The sequence below is a fragment of the Mesorhizobium kowhaii genome (assembly GCF_003253745.1).
In the GTDB taxonomy this organism is placed as follows: domain Bacteria; phylum Pseudomonadota; class Alphaproteobacteria; order Rhizobiales; family Rhizobiaceae; genus Mesorhizobium; species Mesorhizobium kowhaii.
Genome location: NZ_MZXV01000027.1, coordinates 57,247 through 81,016, shown reverse-complemented (window position 1 = coordinate 81,016; position 23,770 = coordinate 57,247). Strand labels below are relative to the sequence as shown.

Below are 23,770 nucleotides of genomic sequence, written 5' to 3'. Positions count from 1 at the left end.
TTCAAGCCCCTGTTTTGATGCATGTCGCCCAAGACCGGTGCGCACTTTTTGACCCCATGAGAACCAGCGCAACTACGGAGCCTCATTCTGCGATCTGGCTCGTCGAGCGTTCGTGGATCGTCGCGTCCGTTTCAGCGTCGACGGCCGCCAAGCTGACCTCATAACCCCAAAGCCTGCGGATGTGACGAAGCGTGGCGTCGCGGCTGGCATCCTCGAGAAGGACTCCGTCATTGACCTTGTGCTGCAGTCGCAAATGCCGGTCGCCGAGCAGATCGACATCCACCACCTGGATGTCCGGTCGGTTCGCGCCGACGTCGTAGCTGTGAGCGAGCGCGGCGCGTATCTTGTCATAGCCGCGCTCGTTGTGGATCGAGGCGACCTGGCAATGCGGTTGGTCGGCGGCGTCGCCGAGCACAAAGAACCGCCATTTTCGGATCAAGGTCGGACTGAGGTACTGGCGGATAAAGGACTCGTCGCGGTGATCCGCCCAGGCGTCGAGCAGGACCTCGCGCCAGTTGCCGCGGCCGGCGATGTCGGGAAACCAGTCCCGGTCCTCGGCCGTCGGCTCGGTCGAGATGCGCTGAATGTCCTGCATCATATCGAGGCCGAGAGCGTAGGGATTGATACCGGAAAAGCGCGGATCGTCGAACGCCGGCTGGAAGACCACGTTGGAATGATTGCGCAGGATTTCGAGCATGGCGCCTTCGCTGATCTGGCCGCGATCGAACAGCGTGTTCATCAGCGTATAGTGGACGAAAGTGGCGCAGCCCTCGTTCATCACCTGTGTTTGCCGTTGTGGATAAAAATATTGTGCTATGACACGAACGATCCTGATGATCTCACGCTGCCAAGGCTCCAGGACCAGGCTGTTCTTTTCCAGGAAATAAAGCAGGTTTTCCTCGGGCAGGTTGAGCGATTTCTTCCGCTCCGGGTTTTGTCCCTTGTCGTTGGCCCTTTGCTGCGACGGCGGCAGCGTGCGCCACAAATCATTGTAGGAGTGCTCTTCGTATTCGAGGCGCTCGCGAAGCCCTTCGCGCTGCCGCTCCGACGACAGCTTCGGCGGCCGGTGATAGCGGAACACGCCCTGCGCCATCAGCGCGTGGGCGGAATCGAGAACAGCCTCGACGGCGGTGAGGCCGTGCCGCTCCTCGCAACGAACAATGTAGCCCTTGGCGAAGTCCAGATAGCCGAGGATCGCCCCGGCGTCCGTCCACTGCTTGAACAACTGATTGTTCTTAAAGAAATGGTTGTGTCCGAGCGCAGCATGGGCCGTCACCAAGGCCTGCAGGGCCATGGTGTTTTCCTCCATCAGATAGACGATGCAGGGATTGGAATTGATGACCAGTTCATAGGCAAGCCCTCGCCCGCCTTTGCGATAAAGCAGATCCTGGTAGAGGAAATGTTTGCCGAAAGACCAGTGACGGTACATCAGTGGCATGCCGACCGACGAATAGGCGTCGAGCATCTGTTGGGAGGAGATGATCTCCATCTGCACGGGGTAGGTATCGAGATGAAGCTCTTCAACCGCGATTGCCTCGATCGCGTCATAGGCCCGTGACAATGTCTTGAAATCCCAGTCGGACCCTGAAAAAAGCAGGCTGGATTTACTGGCTTGTCGGACCATCGGACCCCCTCACGCTCTCTTGAGGGGAGCCGGCTGTCTGCCGAAGAGCTGGCGAAAGACCGGGTAGATATCGGCGGGCGTGGCGATGCGGCTCATCTGGAAGTTCGGCCATCTCAGGTCGATTTCGCAATAGGCACGCCATAGCGATGTCCCGTTTTCAGTCGTGCCGAAGATATGGGCTTCACGCTCGTCGATGATCTCGACATAGGCAAAATACTGGCACAGCCGCATGAGCTTGCCGTTGAGCAAGGCTATGCATCGCTCGGAATCGCCGGCGAAATTGTCGCCGTCCGAGGCCTGGGCGGCATAGATGTTCCATTCGCGGGCCGGGTAACGTTCCTCAATAATGCGATGCATTTCCTCCAGCGCGGTGGACACGACAGTGCCGCCGCTTTGCGTGTTGTAGAAAAATGTTTCCTCATCGACCTCCTGGGCCAGGTGCGTGTGGCGGATGAAGACGATCTCGATACGGTCGTAGCGCCGTTTCAAGAACAGATGCAGCAGCACGAAGAAGCGCTTGGCCAGATCCTTTTCGCGCTCGCCCATCGAGCCGGACACATCCATCAGGCAGAACATGACGGCGTTGACGTTCGGCACAGGCCGAGGATCGAAGCGGTTGAAGCGGATGTCGACCGGATCGACATAGGCAATTCGCCGGCGGCGGCGTTCCAGCCGGTCGAGCTCTTCGCGCAATGCCGCAATGCGCTGGCGTGCAGCTGCGCTGGATGGCACCACCTCAAGCGTAGCGATTTCCTGGAGGATCGCGTCCAACTCCGCCTGCTTAGGACGCCTCAGCGCAATGCGGCGGCCGTGACTGTTACGCATCGTGCGCCCAACATTGATGTTGGTCGGTGAACCGGTAGCGGCGAAGCCAGCCCGGCGCGGCTTGAAGGCAAGGATCTCCTTGAGGTTGAGCTTGACCATATCTGGGAGTTCGAGATCCTCGAAAAAAAGATCGAGCACCTCTTCGCGTGACAGCACGAAACGAAAGTCGTCTTCAGACGCCGTGTTTCCTGGGGACCCCGCGCCACCACCCTGGCCGGGCTTGGGGATCAGGTCTCCAGGGGAGAAATGCCTGTTGCCCGGCAGGATGTGCTGGCGCCTGCCGCTGTTCCAGGCGTTGTTGAAGCTCGGCTCGCCTGTGCCTCTTTCAGGCATGGGTACGGCATGCTCGGCATCCACGTCGGCGATACTGCCGGTGCGGATCTGATCGCTTATGCTCCGCTTCAGCTCCTCGCGCGCACGCCTGAGAAAGCGCTGGCGATTGCCGAGGCTCTTGTCCTTTGGATTCAGGCGACGGTCGATGAAGATCGGCATGGAACCATCCGGGCTCTCTCAACCCGCCTTGTTCACTCGCATGTACCAGTCCACAAGGCGACGCACCTGCCGCTGGGTGTAGCCGCGCTCGACCATCCGCTGCACGAATTCATTGTGGCGCTTTTCCGTGACGCTGTCCTGCTTGGAACCGAAGCTGATCACCGGCAAGAGATCCTCGACCTGTCCGAACATCCGCTTCTCGATGACTTCGCGGAGCTTTTCATAACTCGTCCATGACGGGTTGCGGTCGTGGTTTCTTGCGCGCGCCCGCAACGTGAACTTCACCACCTCGTTGCGGAAGTCCTTAGGATTGGCGATGCCGGCCGGTTTTTCGACCTGCGACAATTCCTTGTCCAATACCTCGCGATTGAGAACCTGGCCGGTGTCGGGATCCTTGTAGTCCTGATCCTCGATCCAGGCATCGGCATAGGCGATGTAACGGTCGAAGAGGTTCTGGCCATACTCGCTGTACGATTCCAGATAGGCCTTCTGGATTTCGTGGCCGATGAACTCGGCATAGCGCGTTGCCAGTTCCGACTTGATGAACTCGAGATAGGCAGCTTCCGTCTCCTTTGGAAACTGCTCGCGCTTGATCGCCTCTTCCAGGATGTACATCAGATGCACGGGATCGGCAGCCACCTCCTTCGTGTCGTAGTTGAAGGTCTGCGACAAGATCTTGAAGGCGAAGCGCGTGCTGACGCCCCTCATGCCCTCATCGACCCCGGCGGCATCGCGATATTCCTGAACCGACTTCGCCTTGGGGTCGACGTCCTTCAGGTTCTCGCCGTCATAGGCGCGCATCTTGGTGTAGAGTGGCGAATTGTCATGCTCGGCCAGGCGGGTCGAGACGGTGAACCGGCTGAGAATGTCCAGCACCTCGGGCGCGCAGGGACTGGCGGCCAATTCGCTCTCCCGCAGCAGCTTTTCGTAAATCTGCCTCTCTTCGGTGATCCGCAAACAATAGGGCACCTTGACCACGAGGATGCGATCGAGAAAGGCCTCATTATTCTTGTTGTTCTTGAACTGCTGCCACTCCGACTCGTTGGAATGGGCCACGATGATCCCCTGGTAGGGAAAGGCGCCGAAATTTTCGGTGCCGTTGTAGCTGCCCTCCTGGGTCGCGGTCAGCAACGGATGCAGGACCTTGATGGGCGCCTTGAACATTTCCACGAATTCAAGCAGGCCCTGGGTGGTCCGGTTCAGTCCGCCGCTATAGGAATAGGCGTCCGGATCGGACTGGCTGAAATTTTCCAACTGTCTGATATCGACCTTGCCGACCAGGGCCGAGACGTCCTGATTGTTCTCATCGCCGGGCTCGGTCTTGGCGATGCCGATCTGGCGCAATCGCGAAGGCATCAGCTTGACCACGCTGAACTTGGAAATGTCGCCGGACAGTTCGTCGAGGCGCTTGGCCGCCCATGGCGAGATGAGCCCGTTCAGCCGGCGTCGGGCTATGCCGTATTTATCCTGCAGCAGGTCGCCCATGCGATCGGGATGGAAGAGGCCAAGCGGCGATTCGAAAACCGGGCTGACCTGGTTACCGACCTTCAGCGTGTAGATCGGGCGCTGCTCCATCAATTTCTTCAGCCGTTCGGCAAGGGAGGATTTGCCGCCGCCAACCGGGCCTAGGAGATAGAGTATCTGCTTGCGCTCCTCGAGCCCCTGGGAAGCGTAGCGAAAATAGCCGGCGATGCGCTCGATTGTGTCCTCCATGCCATAGAAATCTGCAAAGGTGGGGTACACCTTGACGGTCCGGTTGGAGAAGATGCGGCCGAGTCGTTCATCCTTGCTGGTGTCGACCAGGTTCGGCTCGCCGATCGCCTCGACCATCCGTTCAGGCGCCGAGGCATACATCGATCTGTCCTCTCGGCAGGCAAGGAGATATTGCTGGATGCTGATCTCCTCCTGCGCAGCACCCGTGTAGATTTCCGAAAACAGATCGAAGACGTCAGACTGGTTCTCTCGCATGATATCCTTGCCCTCAGAGCCGTTCTGGGTACCAGACGGCTCGTCATAGATTCAACTGCTGGAAAGCATTGTGGTTCCCTTCACATGAAGGAGAGCGCGTGCATCTGGCATTGAAACCCGGGACACCACCCATGTGGCTGGAATGCTTGCCCAAATACTTAGGTGGTGATGGCCAGATGAGACCGTCAAGGGGTAGATATTGATTTCGTGAACTGAACTGCAGGGCAGTGCATTTGATGCGGCCTGATGCTGCGACAGTTGCGACCCGATGCGAGTTCGACGAAGCCCGGTTGATCCGGCCTCCTCTACAGCGGATGAGCCCCCCAAAAGCCCGAGTGCCATTCGAGGTTCGGATCGATGATCGATCGTCGAGCCAGACCTCTGGGTATTACCAATCCTTAACTGGACGCTCGTTGCGCCTGCGGGCACTGTTGGCCTACACGGTCGGGAGACCATGATGATCGATCGACGAAGCCTCATTCTGGCCTCCGTGGCGGCGATGCTGCCATTGGGAGCATCGGCGGCTCGGCGCCCGCGCCAACCCGCGCCAAAAACCTTCGATTACGGGCCGGCCAAGCTCGACATCTATGCGCCCGATGGTGCAACCGGCCTGCCGGTCGTCTTTTTCGTCCATGGTGGCAGCTGGCAGTTTGGCAAACGCAGCCAGGTCAACGCCAAGCCGGCCTTCCTGCTCGCCAACGGCTTCTGCTTCGTCTCCATCGACTATCGCATGTTGCCCGAGGCCGACGTCGCCACCCAGGCCGGCGATGTCGAAAAGGCCTATGCCTATGTGCGCGCCAACATCGCCCGGCATGGCGGCGACCCGAACCGCATTGTCGGCATGGGCCATTCGGCCGGCTGCCATCTGATTGCACTGACCGGCATGCGCGGTGGATTGCCTGGTGTCGCAGCACTCATCCTCGACGATACCAGGGCCTATGATCTTGCAGCCCTTTCCAGCAATGGCGGCATGGTCCGGGCCTATGCGCGTGTCTTTTCCGATCCCACGCAATGGGCTGCGCTGTCGCCCGCCAGTTACGTCGACGGCCGCAAGCATCCGCCGACCTTCATCGCCTATTCGCGCGCCGCGGGCCGTGGCGAGGAGTCGAAGGCCTTTGCCGCGCGCCTGCGCGCCACCGGCACCAAGGTCACAGTGTTCGACGGCAGCGCCTATACGCATATGTCGATCAATCGCGATTTCGGCGAAGATGGCGACGCGCTGACCGCCGCCGCGCTGGCGTTCCTGAAATCGACCGTCAGCTGACCCCTGACCCCGACGAGGCACAGGCGTCAGAGGAACTGGATCAGATCAAAAGTGCTGGCGGGATATTGCTGCGCGGGCGTCTGCCGGTGCAATTGCTCTTTTCGATCGTCAAACGGGAGAGAATTTCATGAACGGCGCCGATGTCCTGTGTGACGTGCTGCTGGCCAATGATGTGCCGGTCTGCTTTGCCAACCCCGGCACGTCCGAAATGCACTTCGTTGCAGCGCTTGACCGGAAACCTCAGATGCGTTGCGTGCTCGGCCTGTTCGAGGGCGTGGTGACCGGTGCCGCCGACGGCTATGCGCGGATGACCGATCGCCCGGCCGCGACGCTGCTGCATACCGGCCCCGGCTTGGCCAACGGCCTGGCCAACATGCACAATGCGCGGCGCGCCCTGAGCCCGATGATCAACATTGTCGGCGACCACGCTTCCTATCATCTGTCGCTCGATGCTCCGCTCACCAGCGATATCGAGAGCCTTGCGACGCCAATGTCGAACTGGGTGCGCCGCATCGCTGGCCCAGACGATGTCGCGCCGGCGACCGAGGCGGCCTACCGCGCTTCGCTGACGCCTCCAGGCGTAACTACCCTGATCCTGCCGGCGGATGCCGCCTGGGGCGAAGTCGGCGCGGCCTCAGTCGGCAAGGTGAAGCTGGCATCGCCGCCCGCCGTCAACATGGACGCCGTGCGCACAGTCGCCGCGGCGATCCGCGCCGCTCCGGGTCGGGCCGGCATCATCGTTCGCGGGCGAGCGGCGAGAGCGGATGCACTCGCCATCGCCGGGCAGATCTCGACAGGCAGCGATGTCCGTCTGTTCAGCGAGGTTCTGACCGCCCGGATGCAGCGTGGCCGCGGACGTGTCGCGCCGATACGCATCCCCTATCCGGTCGATGCCGCCACGGCTGTGCTGCGGGATATCGACGTTCTGGTCCTGGTCGGCGCGAAGGAGCCGGTTGCCTTCTTCGCCTATCCGGGAAAGCCGGGACGGCTGGTTCGGGAGGGCTGCCAGGTGCTGACGCTGGCCACCCATGGCGAGAATCTCAATGCGGCGCTGGAAGCACTCCGCGACGAACTCGGCGTCAAGCCGTCGCAACAGACGGTGTTCGCGACCGCCTTTCCCGACGAGGCAACGCCGAGCGGAAAACTGACCGAGGATGCGATCGCGCTGTCGGTGGCGCGAAAGCTGCCGGCCGATGCGATCATCTGCGACGAAGCGGTTACCTCGGCGCGGCGTTTCTTCGCGCTATCGGCCTTCGCCGCTCCTCACGACTACATGATGGGCACGGGCGGATCGATCGGCGGAGGCATTCCGATGGCAACCGGGGCTGCGATCGCCTGTCCCGATCGCAAGGTGATCAATCTGGAGGCCGACGGCAGCGGCATGTACACGGTGCAGGGGCTGTGGACACAGGCTAGGGAAAAGCTCGACGTGGTGACGATCGTCTTTTCCAACCGAACCTATGCGATCCTGCATGGCGAGATGCGCAATGTCGGTGTTGGCGCCATCGGCGAGAACGCCAGGCGAATGCTCGATCTCGACCATCCGTCGCTGGACTGGGTTTGCCTGGCCAAAGGCATGGGCGTGGAGGCGGCTCGCGCCGACACCTGCGAGCGGTTCGACGCGCTGCTGGACAGCGCCTTGTCGCGGCGCGGACCGTTTCTTATCGAAGCGGTGCTCTGAGCACAGCCAAGGCGGAACCGACCTACCAGCGGGTCTTTTCGCCGGGAGCCGCCGGTTCGATCGCCAGCGCATGCACGCCGGCCTTCAGTTCGTCGGCAAGCAGTTCGTTGACGGCGCGGTGGCGGTCGATGCGGCTCATGCCGGCAAAGGCGGAAGAGACGACGCGGACGCGAAAATGCGTCTCGCCGGTGCCGTCATAGGCGCCATGATGGTCGGAACCATGGTGGTGATGGCCGGCATGGAGATGGCTTTCGTTGATGATGACCAGCCGGTCGGGCGAAAATGCCTTGTTGAGCTTGTCTTCCATGGTCGCCTGTATGGACATCGCCGTCTCCCTTCACCACATATGGCCGGTGCATTGCCCGCGAAACCGCAATCGGTCGTCGCAAAAGTCGCTACCGCGCAACAAAATCCGCCATTCGCCTGCTTTAAGCCGCGATTCAGCGGTTAGGGCGATCATCGCGAAAATGTCAATTCTTGTTTCGCATCTGCGAACGCCCCATAAATGGGTGAGATGAAGCCGTACCCCAAATATTTCGAGAAGATTCGCGTCCGCCCCGACAAGGACGCGGAGCTGAAGTCGCACTCGCCGATCTGCCAGTGGGACGGCTGCAAGGAAGCGGGCACCCATCGTGCGCCGGTCGGGCGGATGAAGGAGGGCGAGTATTTCCGCTTCTGCTTCGATCATGTGCGCGAGTACAACAAGGGCTTCAACTATTTCTCCGGCGTGCCGGACACCGAGGTCGCGCGCTTCCAGAAGGAAGCGATGACCGGCCACCGGCCGACCTGGAAGATGGGCGTCAACGGTGCCTCGACGCGTTCGTCGCCCGATGTGGCCCAGATGCGCTCCGGCCGCGCCGGCTACTATAATCGCATGCGCGACCCGTTCGACCTGTTCAAGGGGCCGAAGGACCCGCGCGAGGCGCGCGAGCGCAAGGCCAAGCCGCTTGAGGCCAAGGCGCTGGAAACGCTTGGCCTTGATACAAAGGCGACTGGCAAGGAGATCAAGGCGCGCTATAAGGAACTGGTGAAGCGTCACCATCCGGATGCGAATGGTGGCGACAGAGGTTCGGAAGACCGGTTCCGCGATGTGCTGCAGGCCTATCGCGTGCTCAAACAGGCGGGCCTGTGCTGAGCGACCATACAGTCCGTGTCGTTTTCCAACTTTCATAAGGTTGGAAAAGGCTCTAAGACCGCCCCCGGACAAAATCGATTGCCGGCGAAATCAGGCTTTTCGCCCGTGGAGACGTTGAGAGATATGAACAAGGTCGATCGCGACATCGCCAACCTGCCCGACACGACGGTGTCGGTGAAGGAGAAATTCGGGTTCGAGTCCAAGATGGTGGTGCCGGCCTATTCGGTGACCAGCGAGCATGTGCCCGACATCGATCCGGACTATCTGTTCGACAAGAACACGACGATGGCGATCCTTGCAGGCTTTGCCTACAACCGCCGCGTCATGGTGTCGGGCTATCACGGCACCGGCAAGTCGACCCATATCGAACAGGTTGCCGCCCGCCTCAACTGGCCTTGCGTGCGCGTCAACCTCGACAGCCATGTCAGCCGTATCGATCTCGTCGGCAAGGATGCGATCGTCGTCAAGGACGGCCTGCAGATCACCGAATTCCGCGACGGCATCCTGCCTTGGGCCTACCAGCACAATGTCGCGCTCTGCTTCGACGAGTATGACGCCGGCCGTCCGGACGTGATGTTCGTCATCCAGCGCGTGCTGGAATCGTCGGGCCGGCTGACGCTGCTCGACCAGAGCCGGGTCATTCGTCCGCATCCGGCCTTCCGGTTGTTCTCGACCGCCAACACGGTTGGCCTCGGCGACACCACCGGTCTCTATCACGGCACCCAGCAGATCAACCAGGCGCAGATGGACCGCTGGTCGATCGTCACCACGCTGAACTACCTGCCGCACGACAATGAAGTGAACATCGTGCTGGCCAAGGCCAAGCACTATCGCGACGGCAAGGGCAAGGACATCGTCAACAAGATGGTGCGCGTTGCCGACATGACGCGCTCGGCCTTCATCAATGGCGATCTGTCGACCGTGATGAGCCCGCGTACGGTCATCACCTGGGCCGAGAATGCCGAAATCTTCGGCAATATCGGCATGGCGTTCCGGCTGACCTTCCTCAACAAGTGCGACGAGTTGGAGCGTTCGGTGGTCGCCGAGTTCTACCAGCGCGCCTTTGGCGAGGATCTGCCGGAATCAGCTGCCAATGTGGTGCTGGGCTAAGCAGAGTCTCGATGGCGGGTCCGGGCGACAACACGCGCAACAAGTCGAAGACGGGGTCTGAAGCCGACAGCTTCAAGCGCGCCGTCACGGTCTGCATGCGTGCCATCGCCGGCGACAAGGAGCTCGAAGTCGGCTTCGCCAAGGACCGGCCAGCACTTGCCGGCAGCCGGGCGCGGCTGCCGGAGCTGCCGAAGAAAGCGTCGAAGACCGACATCGCTATCACCCGCGGCCTCGGCGATTCCATGGCGCTGAAGCGCGCCTGCCACGACGTGCGCATCCACACCAAGCTGGCGCCGGAAGGCAAGCAGGCCCGCGCCGTCTACGACGCGGTCGAGCAGGCCCGCGTCGAGGCCATCGGCAGCCGCGCCATGCAGGGCGTCGCCGACAACATCGGCTCGATGCTGGAGGACAAATACGCCAAGGCCAACCTCGTCGACGTCAAGGACAAGGCCGACGCGCCGATCGAGGAAGCACTGGCGCTGATGGTGCGCGAGAAGCTGACCGGCCGTCCGATCCCGAAAAGCGGCGAGCGACTGGTCGAGCTCTGGCGGCCCTGGGTCGAGGAAAAGGCCAGCGCCGATCTCGACGGTCTCTCGGCCAAGCTCGACGACCAGCAAGCCTTCGCCCGCGTCGTGCGCGACATGCTCGCCTCCATGGAAATGGCCGAGGAACTCGGCGACGACCAGGAGACCGAAGACTCCGAGGACAATGACGACAACCAGCCGCAAGGCGAGGAGCAGAGCGAGGAGGGCGGCGAAGAGGATTCCGGCTCCGAGCAGTCGCAGTCCGAGGATGCCGAGGCTTCGGCCGATGACGAGCAGTCGGCCGAGACGGAAGCCTCCGACGCCACCGCCGACGATCTGTCCGACGATGACGATGCGGATGCCGAGACACCCGGCGAGGCGCGCCGCAACGACAATCCCTTCACCAATCTGCCGAAGGAAATCGACTACAAGGTCTTCACCACGGCTTTCGACGAAACGGTCGGGGCCGAGGAGCTTTGCGAAGAAGAAGAGCTCGACCGACTGCGCGCCTTCCTCGACAAGCAGCTTGCCAATCTGTCCGGCGTCGTCGGCCGGCTGGCCAACCGGCTGCAGCGCCGGCTGATGGCGCAGCAGAACCGGTCGTGGGATTTCGACCTGGAAGAGGGCTACCTCGACCCGGCGCGGCTGGTTCGTGTCGTCATCGACCCGATGCAGCCGCTGTCCTTCAAGCAGGAGCGCGACACCAAATTCCGCGACACGGTGGTGACGCTGGTGCTCGACAATTCAGGCTCGATGCGGGGCCGGCCGATCACGGTGGCCGCCACCTGCGCCGACATCCTGGCGCGCACGCTGGAACGCTGCGGCGTCTCGGTCGAGATCCTTGGTTTCACCACGCGGGCCTGGAAGGGCGGGCAGGCGCGTGAGAAGTGGCTGAAGGACGGCAAGCCGCCGAACCCCGGCCGGCTCAACGATTTGCGCCACATCATCTACAAATCCGCCGATCATCCCTGGCGGCGGGCACGGCGCAATCTCGGCCTGATGATGCGCGAGGGCCTGCTCAAGGAAAACATCGACGGCGAGGCGCTGCTGTGGGCGCACAACCGGCTGATCGCCCGGCCGGAACAGCGCAAGATCCTGATGATGATCTCGGACGGCGCGCCGGTCGACGATTCGACGCTGTCGGTCAATCCGGGCAATTATCTCGAGCGCCATCTGCGCGCCGTCATCGAGTTGATCGAGACGCGCTCGCCGGTGGAACTGCTGGCCATCGGCATCGGCCATGACGTCACCCGCTATTACAGGCGCGCCGTCACCATCGTCGATGCCGAGGAACTGGCCGGCGCCATGACCGAGCAACTGGCTTCGCTGTTCGCCGAGGAAAGCGCGCGCGACACGCGGCGTGGCGGCATGCGGCGCGCCGGATGATCTTTTCGCGCGGCGGCTTCCAGCAGACGCTTTTCGCCGCCATTGCCCTGCTTGCCGGCGCGGCTTCGGCGCTGGCCGGTTCGGCCGGCTCGACCTCGGTCGAACCGGTCGAAATCTCGGCCCGCCCGATCACCGAATTCCAAATCGGCCGCGCCGACAAACAGTTCGGCCCATTCGAATTCGTCGGCGGGCTGGAAATGACCTCGCCGACGCGCGATTTCGGGGCGCTGTCGGCCTTCCGCTTTCTCAAAGCCGGCAGCGATTTCATCGGCGTTGCAGACACCGGTTTCTGGTTCTTCGGAACGGCGGTCCGCGACGCCGACAAGCGGCCGTCCGGCATCCAGAATTTCCGCATGCAGCAGATGGTCGACGAAACGGGCCGGGCGATCGACGAGAAGTGGAAGGTCGACGCCGAAGGCCTCGCCGTCAAGGACGGCATCGCCACTGTCGGCTTCGAGCGCGACCACCACGTTGCCCAGTTCAAGATCGACCCGGCTGGCATGAAGGCGCCGTTCAAGCAGCTGGATTTCCTCGTGCCGGCCCGGGAATTGCGCCAGAATCGCGGCTTCGAGACCGTCACCCATGCCAATGCCAATGGCCAGCATCAGGGCGGGCTGGTGGTGGTCTCCGAGAAGAGCCTCGACAAGGCCGGCAACATCTATGCCGCCATCATCGAAGGGCCGCACAAGGGTGTGTTCACCGTCAAGCGCAACGGCGACTTCGACATCACCGACGGCGCCTTCCTGCCGGATGGAGACCTGCTGTTGCTGGAGCGCAGTTTTTCGATGGCGCGCGGCGTCAAGATGCGGCTGCGGCGCATCTATGGCGAAAGCGTCGAGAAAGGCGCCGTTGCCGACGGGCCGGTGCTGCTGGAGGCCGACATGGGCTACCAGATAGACAATATGGAAGGGCTCGACGTCTGGACCCGCGACGACGGCGCTCTGATGGTGTCGCTGATCTCCGACGACAACCACTCGATCCTGCAGCGCAACCTCTATCTGGAATTCATCCTGCACCAGGATTGAACAACGCCTGGCCGGGGACGGCCAGTGGCGACTCCCGACGCGGCGGGTGTCCGGCGCGCGTCATTTGCTTCCCAAGCTTCCGATGTCGACGGCCTTTTCCAGCCGCGGCCTCGTTCATCAAAATACTTTAGTCCAGACTTGACAATTGACGCTGACCTCGCAATACTCAAGTCCATGCTTAACTATTCCGAGATCGACAGCATCTTGCGGGCTCTGGTCGAGCCCACCCGCCGGCAGATCCTGGAAAGGTTGAGCCGCGGACCGGCCACCGTCAGCCAGTTGGCGGAGCCGTTCGGCATGACGTTCGCCGCCGTGCTGCAACATCTGCAGACGCTGGAGGCCTGCGGGCTGATCCGTAGCGAAAAGATCGGACGGGTGCGCACCTGCCGGATCGAACCGGGTGGGCTTGCCCCGCTCGCCGACTGGATCACGGAACGCCGCATACCGGCGGAACGTCACCTCGACCGTCTTGGCCAGATCCTGGCCGAGACAGGCCAATCGCCCTCGAAAGTTCAAGATCAGGAAAAGGACGAACAGACATGAACCAGATCGCCCCCGTGAAAGACGAGCATTCCGTCATCCACTCCACATTCACCATCGAGCGGATATCCGCAATCGCCTACCCAAGTCTTCCATGCCTTCGCCGACAAGGCGACCGTGCGGCGCTGGCGGGTCGAAGGCGATGGTTTTGCCATTGCTGAATTCAGCTTCGACTTCCGCGTCGGCGGTGGCGAGGTGTCCCGCTTCAGCTATGCCGGCGGCCCGGAGGTCAGGCTCGACGCGCAGTTCCAGGACATCGTTCCCGACCAGCGCATTGTCTTCTCCTACAGGATGGCGATCGGGCCGCAGCCAATGTCGGCAACGCTGACCACCGTGGAGCTGACGCCCTCCGGCAATGGCACGCGGCTGACCTATACCGAGCAGGGCGCCTTTTTCGACGGTGTCGATTCCGCCAAGGGACGGGAAGAGGGAACCCGCGGGCTGTTGGAAGCCCTTGGCGCAGAACTCCAGAAGTCGAAGTAAACCGATCCGCTGCCCGGCTTTCGCTCAGGATCGTGGGCCGTTGGTGGCTATCCAGATGATATGGCGCGCGCCACGCTTGCCGTTGGCGCGCGTGTTGACCTCCTCGACCACGAAGCCTGCCTGCTTAAGCCGCCGCGTGAAGCCGCTATCCGTGCCTTGCGACCACACCGCCAAGACACCGCCCGTCTTGAGGGCGGTGCGTGCGGCTCCGAGGCCGTGCAGGCTGTAAAGCGCATCGTTGGATTTGTGGACGATGCCTTCCGGGCCGTTGTCGACATCGAGCAGGATGGCGTCCCAGGCTGCGGGCTCAGAGCGTATCAGCTGGCCAACGTCGGTCTCCTGAACAGTGACGCGCGGATCGTCGAGGCAGTCGCCAAACACCTCGGCCATCGCGCCGCGTGCCCAGGCGACGACCGCCGGCACCAGCTCCGCGACAACGATGCCGGCATCATTGCCGAGTTCGGCGAGAGCGGCGCGCAAGGTAAAACCCATGCCGAGCCCGCCGATCAGGATCCTCGGTTGCCGATGGCTGGCAATCCTTTGGCAGGACAGTTTTGCCAGCGCTTCCTCGGAGCCGCTGAGGCGGCTGTTCATCAGCTCGTTGGTGCCGAGCATGATCGAGAATTCAGAACCGCGCCGCTTGAGGCGAAGCTCTTGTCCGCCATCCGGGGTCTTTGCCGAATCGAGCTGAACCCAGGGGATCACGGCCTAGACCGCAACAGCCGGCTGGCTCCAGCGGGCGGCGAGCAGCCGGTAGGGGATGAGTGCCACAATGGCGATGATAAGCTTCACACTGAGGTCGCCAAGCGCCCAGGAAACCCAGCGCATGGCGTCGACATGGAACACGCCCATCAACGGTGCGGTTTCGAGCGCGAAACTGTCGTTGGGACCAGCAAAGGCGAAAGCGGCAGAGAAAGCGACGGTAAAGAACACGGCGGTGTCGAACACCGAGCCGACCAGCGTGCCGACAATCGGCGCCCGCCACCAGCTCTGCCGGCGCAGCCGATTGAACACGGTCACGTCAAGCAATTGCGCGCAGAGGAACGCCGCGCCGGACGCTGCGGCGATGCGCACCAGCCGGTCGGCGGCGGTCTCGAATTCGATCAGGCCGTGGCGGAACAGGAAGGGCGGGACGAGGATCGAGCAGATCACCGCCGTCATGAAGCCGACAAAGACGATCCTGCGTGCCACGGCAGGCCCGTAGCGGCGGTTGGCGAGATCGGTCACCAGGAACGAGAAGGGATAGGTGAAGGCGCCCCAGGTCAGCAGGTCGGCCAGCGACAGGTCGCCGATCTGTCCCTGCATCGGGAACTGCACGAGAATGTTCGACGCCACGACGACAAGCGCCATGGCGGCCACGAAGGGCAGGTATCGCGAGAAGGAATTCATTTTTTTATCCTGGGTAATGGAACCAGCGGAGCGTCATGCCCATCGGGCTGTGCTCGCTTCGTATTTGAGCACCGGATTGCCGAACCTTGCGGATTCGATCCGATGCCCAAGGCGGTCGTCCCCCGCCTTTAAACGATGTTAAGCAGCAGGCTGGTCGGCGAGCTTCTTGGCGATCTGCTTCTTCAACAGACGCGCGCGCTGCGACAGTTCCTTGACGTCGGCCTTGGCCAGGAAGGCATCCAGACCGCCGCGATGTTCGACCGAACGCAGCGCGTTGGCGGAAATGCGCAGGCGCACGTTCTGGTTCAGCGCTTCCGAGATCAGCGTCACTTTGACGAGGTTCGGCAGGAAGCGACGCTTGGTCTTGTTGTTGGCGTGGCTCACATTGTTGCCGGACATGACTGCCTTGGCAGTGAGTTCGCAGGTGCGGGACATAGTTCTAACCTTCAGTTCTCGGGTCTGCCAAACCTTGTGCCCACGCCGGGTGGCGCGCGGTTCTAGTCTGGCGGCCTTATGGAAAAAGTTGGCGTTCCATAGTTGCATTTCGCCGGTGCGTCAAGCTCCGGTATGCCCACGGACGCGCCCGGCATTTCATATTAAGGCCGGAATTCATCCTATAAGCGGTCTCATTGGGACATGCCAGCCCGGAGTTGCCCGCCTCCGGCCAAAAATCAAGGACCCGATGCCGCCATGCTTCGTTCGTCTCACGCCCTTGCTGCCGTGCTTGCCATTGCCTTGCCGTCCGCCGCAGCTGCCTCGCCGCAGTCGTTCAAGGGCGAGTACACGGTGTCGTTCCTTGGTCTTTCGATAGCGAAATCAACGTTTTCCAGCCACTATGAGAACGGCGCCTACGCGATCGAAGGCAGCGTCAGCGCTGCCGGTCTCGCCAAGCTGTTCGACGATACACAGGGCACGATCTCGTCCAAAGGCACGATTTCGGGCAAGAAGATGGTGCCGCAGGCGTTTCGTGCCGACTATACCTCCGGCAAGAAGGCATCGGTGGTCGATATCCGCTTTGCCAATGGCACGGTCACCTCGACGCAGGTCATCCCCGCGCCTGGCAAGCGCGACCCCAACAACTGGGTGCCGCTTGGCGCCAGCGACCTGGCATCGGTGCTCGATCCGATGGCCGCCACGGTCATCCACGCCGACAGTCTCGACCAGGTCTGCGGTCGCACGGTGAAGTTCTATGATGGCGAGATGCGCGCCGATCTAACGCTGAGCTACGATTCGAAAGGCACGATCTCGGTGCCGGGTTACAAGGGCGATACCGTCACCTGCCGGATGGGTTTCGAGCCGGTGGCGGGCTACCGCAAGGGCCGCAAGGCGATCAATTATCTGAAGGACCGCAGCCGCATGATGGTGACGTTTGCACCGCTCGGCCAAACCGGCGTATATGCGCCGATCCACGCCACGGTTGGAACGCAGATCGGCACCTTGACCATCAGCGCCAGGCGTTTCGAAGCGATACAATAGGCGCGCCACTGGGGACAGAATGGGCACGCCACTGGAGACAGAATGGCGCGCGCAACACTCATCGGCTTTTCCGCGGTCGCCATGTGGGCGCTGCTGGCGCTGCTCACGGATGCCTCCGGTCAGGTGCCGCCGTTCCTGCTGTCGGCGATCACCTTCTCGATCGGCACTGGGGTCGGGCTTGTCGCGCGGCTGTTCATGCCCGCTGCCGACAAGAGCCAGAAGATACCGCCGCAGGTCTGGCTGATCGGCATTGCCGGCCTGTTCGGCTACCACTTCTTCTACTTCACCGCGCTGCGCAATGCGCCGGCGGTGGAGGCGAGCCTGATCGCCTATCTGTGGCCTCTGCTGATTGTGCTTGGTTCGGCGCTGATGCCGGGCGAGCGCCTGGCCTGGAACCATGTCGTCGGCGCGCTGCTCGGCCTTGCCGGTACCGTGCTGATCGTCACCAAGGGCGGCGGTCTCGCCTTCGATGCCCGCTACGCCTTTGGCTATGCCATGGCCGCCGTCTGCGCCGTGCTGTGGTCGTCCTATTCGCTTCTGTCGCGGCGCTTCCCGTCGGTGCCGACCAGCATCGTCACCTGGTTCTGTGCGGCGACCGCGGTGCTGTCGCTCGCCTGCCACCTGGCGCTGGAAGAGACCGTGCTGCCGGACGGTGTCGGCCAGTGGCTGGCCGTGCTCGGGCTTGGGCTGATGCCGGTCGGAGCGGCCTTCTACGCCTGGGACATCGGCGTCAAGCGCGGCAACATACAGGTGCTCGGCGCGGCAAGCTATGCGGCGCCGTTGTTGTCGACACTGGTGCTGATCGCGGCCGGCGTCGCCGAGCCGTCGCTGCGCATTCTCGCCGCCTGTGTGCTCATCGCCGGCGGGGCGGCACTGGCGGCAAAGTCGCTGTTCCTGCGCAAGCCGGCCGCGACCGAAAGCGGAGCCGAAGCATGACGATGCCGTTTCTAGGCGGCATCGACGCCAATGCCAATGCAACACTGATCTTTTCGCTGGTGGCGGCGGTGATCTACGCCTTCACATCAGGCATGCCGCCGACGCTCGCCCGCTCGGCGGCAAAGACGCTCGCCGTGGCGATGCTTGCCGTGCTGGCGGCGCTGCAAGGCGGCCCGCCGCTGCTGGTCATGGCCCTTGCGCTCAGCGCCGTTGGCGACGCTTTCCTGTCTCGCGACGGCGAAAAGGCCTTTCTCGGCGGGCTGGCCAGTTTTCTCGTCGCCCATATCGTCTATGTCGCGCTCTTCCTGCGCAGTGGCGGCTTGGAATTGCTTGGCGCCGAATCGTGGCGCGGGGCGATCGCACTGGCAATGGCGGTGTTCGCGATCGTCATGCTGGCGGCGCTCTGGCGTCGCGTCGGTCCAGGCCTGCGTGTCCCGATCGCCGTCTATGTCGCGGCCATCCTCGCCATGGGCATTTCGGCGCTGACGACAGGCAGCGTTTCGATTATCGGCGGCGCGCTGCTGTTCATGGCATCGGACGGGCTGCTCGCCGCAGAAAAATTCCTGGTGGCCGCCATCTCGCCGCATCGCGTCTGGATGCGCTTTGCCGTCTGGGCGCTCTACTATGCCGCCCAACTGGCGATTACCCTTGGGTTCCTGCTGAGTTAAGAGTGCATTGAGCTTCAGGTGATGCCGGCCTGCAAACGGCGGGTTCCTGCGCTTCCGGTGCTCACGTACCAAAAGTACGCTCCGCTCCGGTTCTCGGAACTCACCGTTTTCGACTCGGCCTGACCTGAATCTCAACGCACTCTAGGGCGTTCCCGGCTGCCAGCCTGGCTCGGCCAGCTCGAAGGTGGCAAACTCAAAGCCCGGTGCGACGGTGCAGCCGACCAGGGTCCATTCGCCCAGGCTGCGCGCCGATTGCCACCAGCCTGCCGGCACGACGATCTGCGGCCGCTCGCCCGCCGCCAGCTCGGCGCCGAGCACCTGCTCGAACACGGCGCCATCTTCCTCACTCATCGACAACGCCAGCGGGGCACCGGCATGGAAATGCCAGACCTCGGTGGCGTCCTTGACCCGGTGCCAGGCCGAAACCTGGTGCTGCTCCAGCAGGAAATAGATCGCGGTCGAATGGCCGCGCGCGCCGCCGGCGCCGTCGCGAAAGGTCTCCGCGTACCAGCCGCCTTCCGGGTGCGGCTTCAGACCGAGGATCGCGATGATTTCGGCGGCGCTGGTCATGATTCTCGGACCATCCTGGATTGCCTAAAGCGCGTCGCGTTTGAACGGATTCAAGCGACACGCTTTGGATGTTTGTCTTTATGCATGCCGTTCGCGCAAAACCGGGGCGACTTTTGCGCGACATGCACTAGAAATTGTCCTTGCGCTTGCGGATTTCGGCGAACACCTCGGCGTCCGAGGCCTTCTCCAGCCCAAGATGCTTGCGGATCGCCGGATCGTGCCAGCGCAGGAACGGATTGGTCGACAGTTCCTCGCCGATCGTCGTCGGCAGGGTCGGCTTGTTGTCGACCCGCAACGCCTCGATCTTGGCGGCACGTTCCTTCAACGCCGAATTGGTCGGGTCGACGGTCAGCGCGAAACGGGCGTTGGAGAGCGTATATTCGTGGCCGCAATAGACGACGGTCGCGGCGGGAAGCGCTACAAGCTTCTTCAGCGATTCGTACATCACCGGCGGCTTGCATTCGAACAGCCGCCCGCAGCCCAGCGCAAACAGCGTGTCGGCGGTGAACGCCACCTTCGATGCCGGCAAGTAATAGGAGACGTGGCCGGCGGTGTGGCCGGGCGTGGCGATCACCTCGATCCGCTCATCGCCGAGATGAACGACGGACCCCTCTTCGACGGTTTCGTCGATGCCGGGGATCTTCGCCTTTTCCGGTTCCGGACCGACGATGCGCAGCTTGAAGCGTTCCTTCAGCGCCAGATTGGCCTCGACATGATCGACATGGTGATGCGTTGTCAGGATCATCGTCGGCGTCCAGCCGGTGCGCTTGAGCGCGGCCAGGATCGGCGCTTCCTCTGGTGCATCGATGATCGCGGTCTGACCACTTTTGGGGTCATGCACCAGCACGCCGAAATTGTCGCTGCGGCACATAAATTGTTCGATTTCGACCGGCATCGCATCTCTCCATCGTCGCCGCAGACATAGGGCGCCGGCGCGCGGATGTCATCCCGGAATGTCGAATGACATCCCGTGATGTCGACCTCTTCAAGGCCTTTTGTTGAAACCGGCTGATATCACGGCTACATCCCTCGCATGCATTCCGACATCGTCGATCTTCGCTCCTTCTATTCGACAACGCTCGGCCGGTTCGCCGAGCGCTCGATCACCATGGCGCTGTCGTCGATCTGGGCAGCCGTACCCAATGAGCGGCTGGTCGGCCTCGGCTACACCTTGCCATGGCTGGAGCGCTTCGGCACCGATGCCGAGCGGGTCTTCGCCTTCATGCCGGCAACGCAAGGCGCCGTGGTGTGGCCGGCGAAGGGGCCTACGGCGACGGCACTGGTCTTCGACGAGGAGCTGCCGCTGGTCGATTCCTGCATCGACCGCATGCTGCTCGTCCATTCGCTCGAACATGTCGAAAATCCGCGCGAAACGCTGAACGAGATCTGGCGGGTGCTGTCACCGGCTGGCCGCGTCGTCATCGTCGTGCCCAACCGGCGCGGCGTCTGGGCGCGCTTCGAGCACACGCCGTTCGGCAATGGCCGGCCTTTCTCGCGCGGCCAGCTCACGGAACTGCTGCGCGAGACGAATTTCACGCCTGCGTCCTGGTCTGACGCGCTGTTCTTCCCGCCATCGCGGCGGCGCTTCATGATGCGCTTCCACAATGTGCTGGAGCGTGTCGGCCGGCGGCTGTGGCCGATCTTTTCCGGCGTCATCGTCGTCGAGGCGCAGAAGCGGCTCTATCAAGGCGTTCCGGTCGCCCAGCGCGCCTCGCGCCGCGTCTTCGTGCCGGTGCTGTCGCCGCATGGCGCCACGCGGCTTGGCCGTCGGAATGAGGCCGGGGATGCCAGGCCATCGGTCGCGAGGGTGACAGCTTCGTGATCGCGTCAACAACGTCTGGGGTCTTTTCCCACCCTATCTGTCGCAAGTGGGCTCTGAGCCCATTTGAACGACGGATGCCTTCAAGTCTCTCCACCCGGTTTCAGCACCGCTACTGAACGCAAGGACCTCAGGTATGGCTGATCAACTGGAGAATGCCGCTGCCGTTCAGCCGATCACCGTGGCGGTTGAAGCCAGCAGCCTGCATGAACAGGTGGCGACGATCAGGCGGGCGCTGGTGGTGTCGCCGGTTCGCAAATGGTTGCTGTGGACGTCGGTCGGCATCATGGCCGTCATCATCGCAACGTCGATCGGCCAGGTCCTGCTCAACCGCTGGAATCAGCCTTTCTACGATGCGCTTGCGCGCCGCGACATGGCGGCCTTCCTGCACCAGCTTCTCGTGTTTGCGGCAATCGCCGGCGGGCTTCTGGTGCTCAATATCGGCCAGACCTGGCTCAACCAAATGATCAGGCTCAGGCTGCGCGAGGCGTTGACGGCGGATCTGATCGACCAATGGATGCGACCGGCGCGCGCCTTCCGGCTGGCCAATGCCGGCGCCATCGGCGTCAATCCCGACCAGCGCATGCAGCAGGATGCCGCGCATCTGTCCGACCTATCGACCGATCTCGGCGTCGGCCTGCTGCAGTCGTGCATCCTGCTCGTGTCATTTGTCGGCGTGTTGTGGGAACTGTCTTCGGGCTTCGTGTTTCATATCGGCGGCACCTCTCTGGCCATACCGGGCTACATGGTCTGGGCCGCCATCCTTTATGCCGGCACCGCCTCCTGGCTGAGCTGGCTGGTCGGCCGGCCGCTGATCCGTCTCAACAGCGACCGCTACACGCGCGAAGCCGAACTGCGCTCCTCGATGGTGCGCGTCAACGAGAATGTCGATGCCATTGCGCTGTACCATGGCGAGGCTGATGCCAGGCGACGGCTCGGACTCGACCTTGGCACGGTGCTGGGCGCCATGCGACGCATCTACACCGCCCAGATCAACCTGTCCTGGGTGACCGATACCTATGGCTGGATCACTGTCGTGGCACCCATCCTGGTCGCCTCGCCGGTCTATTTCTCGGGCGATATCAGCTTTGGCGGGTTGATGATGGCGGTCGGCGCCTTCAACCAGGTCCACTCTTCCTTGCGCTGGTTCATCAACAACATCGGCAGCATCGCCGACTGGCGCGCCACGCTGATGCGCGTCGCCGACTTCCGCATCGCACTCGATGAAACCGATGTGCTGCACGACACGGAAAGGCGCATCGCCTTCGGCGAAAACGCCAATGGCAGCCTGACTTTCGAGAAGCTCGAAGTGGCCTCGCGGGACGGCTGCACCAGGCTCGCCGACCAGCATGTCGAAATCCGCCCCGGCGAGCGCGTCATGATCACCGGCGACCCGGGCGCCGGCAAGACGTTGTTCTTCCGCGCCATTGCCGGTCTGTGGCCATGGGGAAGCGGACGGATCGGCCTACCGGCGGGAGAGACCCCCATATTCGTGCCGCGCGTCCCGTATTTCCCCGCCGGTACGTTGCGCGAGGTTCTCGATCACCCGAACGGAATCGCGCCGGCGAATGACGCCGACATTTGGGCGGTGCTTGCCGAGGTCGGGCTTGGACGGCTGTCATCCTCACTCGATCGCAGCGCGCGCTGGGAGCATGAGCTGGGTGATGACGAACAGCGTTCGCTAGCCTTTGCCAGGCTCGCCTTGCGGCAGCCGAAATGGGTGATCATCGACGAAGCCATGGACGCGTTCGACGGACCCTCGCTGCGGCGCGTGCTGTCGATGCTGGAGAAGCGTTTGCCCGGGACCGCGATCCTCAACATCGGACGCGGCCAGCACAACAATCATTTCTTTCCGCGCGCGTTGACGATCGTCAAGGATTCCGGTGCACCGGCGCTGAAACCCGTCCGCGTCAGGGCCGGCGCGATCGACCCGCCGCCGGCGGCCGCCCGCCGCAAGAAATAGGCTGTTTTCCCGGCTACGGGCCCCAAGCTTTATTTTGCCGTGATCGCGAAGGAAGCTTCCCCGGAGAAACAACCCTGGCGTCGGCCATGCTTGATGCTTTGCGCCTGCTTGCCTGTCTTGCTTGTGCCCAGGCAGCTCCCATCGCCTCGCCGCCGGATGTGCTGGCGGTCGATGTCGAGCTGGTGCTGGCGGTCGACATTTCGCTGTCGATGGACGAGAAGGAGTTCGCCCTGCAGCGCGCCGGTTATGTCGAGGCGCTGCGGCATCCAGATTTCATCCAGGCTGTCCGCGCCGGCCATACGGGCCGCATTGCGCTCGCCTATTTCGAATGGGCCGGCACGGTGCGCGATGACGCGATCATCGATTGGCAAATCATCGACAGCGCCGAGAGCGCCAACAGCTTTGCCGACAAGGTCGCGGCCAGACCGTTCCGCAGCTTCCGCGGCACCTCGATTTCCAGTGCGCTGGCTTTCGGCACCGAGCTTTTCGACCGCACTTCTTTCGAAGGCGAACGCAGCGTTATCGACATTTCAGGCGATGGCCCCAACAATATCGGCCCGCCGGTCACCGCGACGCGCGATGCGGCAACCGCCAAAGGCATCGTCATCAACGGACTGCCGATCCTGATCAACCCATCGCCAACCTTCAGCCATCTCGACCAGTATTATGCACAGTGCGTGACCGGAGGGCCTGGTTCCTTCGTGCTGCCGATTTACGCGGCCGCCGAATTTTCGACGGCCATCCGGCGCAAGCTGATCCTCGAAGTGAGCGGCATTCAGGAGAGGATGAGGGTCATCCCTGTCGACGCTGCCGCGCCTATCGATTGCCTGCAAGGCGAGCGGGACAGACGGTTTTTTTCGGACCCGTATTTTCCGGAGCTCGACCGATGAGC

23 protein-coding genes are annotated in these 23,770 nt (G+C 62.6%); 14 read left to right on the top strand and 9 right to left on the bottom strand.

Going from position 1 to position 23,770, the window contains the following annotated elements; all coding sequences use genetic code 11:
• Positions 1–82: 82 nt before the first annotated feature.
• From B5V02_RS11415 to B5V02_RS11405, 3 genes are read right to left on the bottom strand one after another with little or no spacing between them, the layout of a single operon-like run.
• Positions 83–1,624: a SpoVR family protein gene (locus B5V02_RS11415; protein WP_111544306.1), complete on the bottom strand. Its 1,542-nt coding sequence runs from the start codon at positions 1,622–1,624 to the stop codon at positions 83–85.
• A 9-nt stretch (positions 1,625–1,633) separates the two neighbouring features.
• A complete protein-coding gene (locus B5V02_RS11410; RefSeq protein ID WP_111544305.1) occupies positions 1,634–2,941 on the bottom strand; it encodes a YeaH/YhbH family protein in 1,308 nt (435 codons plus the stop codon).
• A gap of 18 nt (positions 2,942–2,959) precedes the next feature.
• Complete coding sequence (locus tag B5V02_RS11405; protein WP_111544304.1) at positions 2,960–4,909, bottom strand: PrkA family serine protein kinase; 1,950 nt, start codon at positions 4,907–4,909, stop codon at positions 2,960–2,962.
• A gap of 457 nt (positions 4,910–5,366) precedes the next feature.
• Between B5V02_RS11405 and B5V02_RS11400 the strand changes: the two genes are divergently transcribed.
• Positions 5,367–6,173, top strand: a complete 807-nt coding sequence (locus B5V02_RS11400; protein ID WP_111544525.1) for an alpha/beta hydrolase — start codon at positions 5,367–5,369, stop codon at positions 6,171–6,173.
• A gap of 127 nt (positions 6,174–6,300) precedes the next feature.
• Complete coding sequence (locus B5V02_RS11395; RefSeq protein ID WP_111544303.1) at positions 6,301–7,854, top strand: acetolactate synthase large subunit; 1,554 nt, start codon at positions 6,301–6,303, stop codon at positions 7,852–7,854.
• A 22-nt stretch (positions 7,855–7,876) separates the two neighbouring features.
• Here the strand turns inward: B5V02_RS11395 and B5V02_RS11390 are convergent, their stop codons facing one another.
• On the bottom strand, positions 7,877–8,179 hold the full coding sequence (locus B5V02_RS11390) for a BolA family protein (RefSeq protein ID WP_095084914.1): 303 nt from the start codon (positions 8,177–8,179) through the stop codon (positions 7,877–7,879).
• A gap of 180 nt (positions 8,180–8,359) precedes the next feature.
• Here B5V02_RS11390 and B5V02_RS11385 point away from each other — a divergent pair, with 180 nt between their 5' ends.
• From B5V02_RS11385 to B5V02_RS11360, 6 genes are all read left to right on the top strand, one after another.
• On the top strand, positions 8,360–8,989 hold the full coding sequence (locus tag B5V02_RS11385) for a J domain-containing protein (RefSeq protein ID WP_111544302.1): 630 nt from the start codon (positions 8,360–8,362) through the stop codon (positions 8,987–8,989).
• Positions 8,990–9,112: 123 nt separating this feature from the next.
• A complete protein-coding gene (gene cobS, locus B5V02_RS11380; RefSeq protein WP_095084912.1) occupies positions 9,113–10,099 on the top strand; it encodes a cobaltochelatase subunit CobS in 987 nt (328 codons plus the stop codon).
• Positions 10,100–10,110: 11 nt separating this feature from the next.
• A complete protein-coding gene (gene cobT / locus B5V02_RS11375) occupies positions 10,111–12,009 on the top strand; it encodes a cobaltochelatase subunit CobT (protein WP_111544301.1) in 1,899 nt (632 codons plus the stop codon).
• Positions 12,006–13,034 (top strand): esterase-like activity of phytase family protein, encoded by a 1,029-nt coding sequence (locus tag B5V02_RS11370; protein ID WP_111544300.1) that lies wholly within the window; start codon positions 12,006–12,008, stop codon positions 13,032–13,034. The genes cobT and B5V02_RS11370 overlap by 4 nt, the downstream gene beginning before the upstream one ends.
• A gap of 174 nt (positions 13,035–13,208) precedes the next feature.
• Positions 13,209–13,577 (top strand): ArsR/SmtB family transcription factor, encoded by a 369-nt coding sequence (locus tag B5V02_RS11365; RefSeq protein ID WP_111544299.1) that lies wholly within the window; start codon positions 13,209–13,211, stop codon positions 13,575–13,577.
• A 114-nt stretch (positions 13,578–13,691) separates the two neighbouring features.
• A complete protein-coding gene (locus B5V02_RS11360; protein WP_245445858.1) occupies positions 13,692–14,057 on the top strand; it encodes an SRPBCC family protein in 366 nt (121 codons plus the stop codon).
• A 24-nt stretch (positions 14,058–14,081) separates the two neighbouring features.
• On the opposite strand, the gene B5V02_RS11355 is transcribed toward B5V02_RS11360, so the two are convergent.
• From B5V02_RS11355 to rpmB, 3 genes are all read right to left on the bottom strand, one after another.
• Complete coding sequence (locus tag B5V02_RS11355) at positions 14,082–14,762, bottom strand: spermidine synthase family protein (RefSeq protein ID WP_111544298.1); 681 nt, start codon at positions 14,760–14,762, stop codon at positions 14,082–14,084.
• 3 nt (positions 14,763–14,765) lie between these two features.
• Positions 14,766–15,446: a queuosine precursor transporter gene (locus B5V02_RS11350; RefSeq protein ID WP_111544297.1), complete on the bottom strand. Its 681-nt coding sequence runs from the start codon at positions 15,444–15,446 to the stop codon at positions 14,766–14,768.
• A gap of 138 nt (positions 15,447–15,584) precedes the next feature.
• Complete coding sequence (gene rpmB / locus B5V02_RS11345; protein WP_111544296.1) at positions 15,585–15,881, bottom strand: 50S ribosomal protein L28; 297 nt, start codon at positions 15,879–15,881, stop codon at positions 15,585–15,587.
• Positions 15,882–16,136: 255 nt separating this feature from the next.
• Between rpmB and B5V02_RS11340 the strand changes: the two genes are divergently transcribed.
• The 3 genes from B5V02_RS11340 to B5V02_RS11330 are packed head-to-tail and all read left to right on the top strand — an operon-like array spanning position 16,137 to position 18,526.
• A complete protein-coding gene (locus B5V02_RS11340) occupies positions 16,137–16,922 on the top strand; it encodes a DUF3108 domain-containing protein (RefSeq protein WP_111544295.1) in 786 nt (261 codons plus the stop codon).
• A 42-nt stretch (positions 16,923–16,964) separates the two neighbouring features.
• Positions 16,965–17,858, top strand: a complete 894-nt coding sequence (gene yddG, locus B5V02_RS11335; protein ID WP_111544294.1) for an aromatic amino acid exporter YddG — start codon at positions 16,965–16,967, stop codon at positions 17,856–17,858.
• Positions 17,855–18,526 (top strand): lysoplasmalogenase, encoded by a 672-nt coding sequence (locus tag B5V02_RS11330; RefSeq protein ID WP_111544293.1) that lies wholly within the window; start codon positions 17,855–17,857, stop codon positions 18,524–18,526. The genes yddG and B5V02_RS11330 overlap by 4 nt, the downstream gene beginning before the upstream one ends.
• Positions 18,527–18,667: 141 nt before the next feature.
• On the opposite strand, the gene B5V02_RS11325 is transcribed toward B5V02_RS11330, so the two are convergent.
• Together B5V02_RS11325 and gloB are read right to left on the bottom strand one after the other, a co-directional pair.
• Positions 18,668–19,096 (bottom strand): cupin domain-containing protein, encoded by a 429-nt coding sequence (locus tag B5V02_RS11325; RefSeq protein WP_111544292.1) that lies wholly within the window; start codon positions 19,094–19,096, stop codon positions 18,668–18,670.
• 127 nt (positions 19,097–19,223) lie between these two features.
• The gene (gene gloB / locus B5V02_RS11320; RefSeq protein ID WP_111544291.1) at positions 19,224–19,991 is read right to left on the bottom strand and encodes a hydroxyacylglutathione hydrolase; all 768 of its coding nucleotides are present in this window, start codon (positions 19,989–19,991) and stop codon (positions 19,224–19,226) included.
• 138 nt (positions 19,992–20,129) lie between these two features.
• Here gloB and B5V02_RS11315 point away from each other — a divergent pair, with 138 nt between their 5' ends.
• From B5V02_RS11315 to B5V02_RS11305, 3 genes are all read left to right on the top strand, one after another.
• Positions 20,130–20,918 (top strand): class I SAM-dependent methyltransferase, encoded by a 789-nt coding sequence (locus B5V02_RS11315; protein ID WP_111544290.1) that lies wholly within the window; start codon positions 20,130–20,132, stop codon positions 20,916–20,918.
• Between the two features lie 133 nt (positions 20,919–21,051).
• The gene (locus B5V02_RS11310; protein ID WP_111544289.1) at positions 21,052–22,878 is read left to right on the top strand and encodes an ABC transporter ATP-binding protein/permease; all 1,827 of its coding nucleotides are present in this window, start codon (positions 21,052–21,054) and stop codon (positions 22,876–22,878) included.
• A gap of 86 nt (positions 22,879–22,964) precedes the next feature.
• Positions 22,965–23,768 (top strand): DUF1194 domain-containing protein, encoded by an 804-nt coding sequence (locus tag B5V02_RS11305; RefSeq protein WP_111544288.1) that lies wholly within the window; start codon positions 22,965–22,967, stop codon positions 23,766–23,768.
• Positions 23,769–23,770 lie beyond the last annotated feature (2 nt).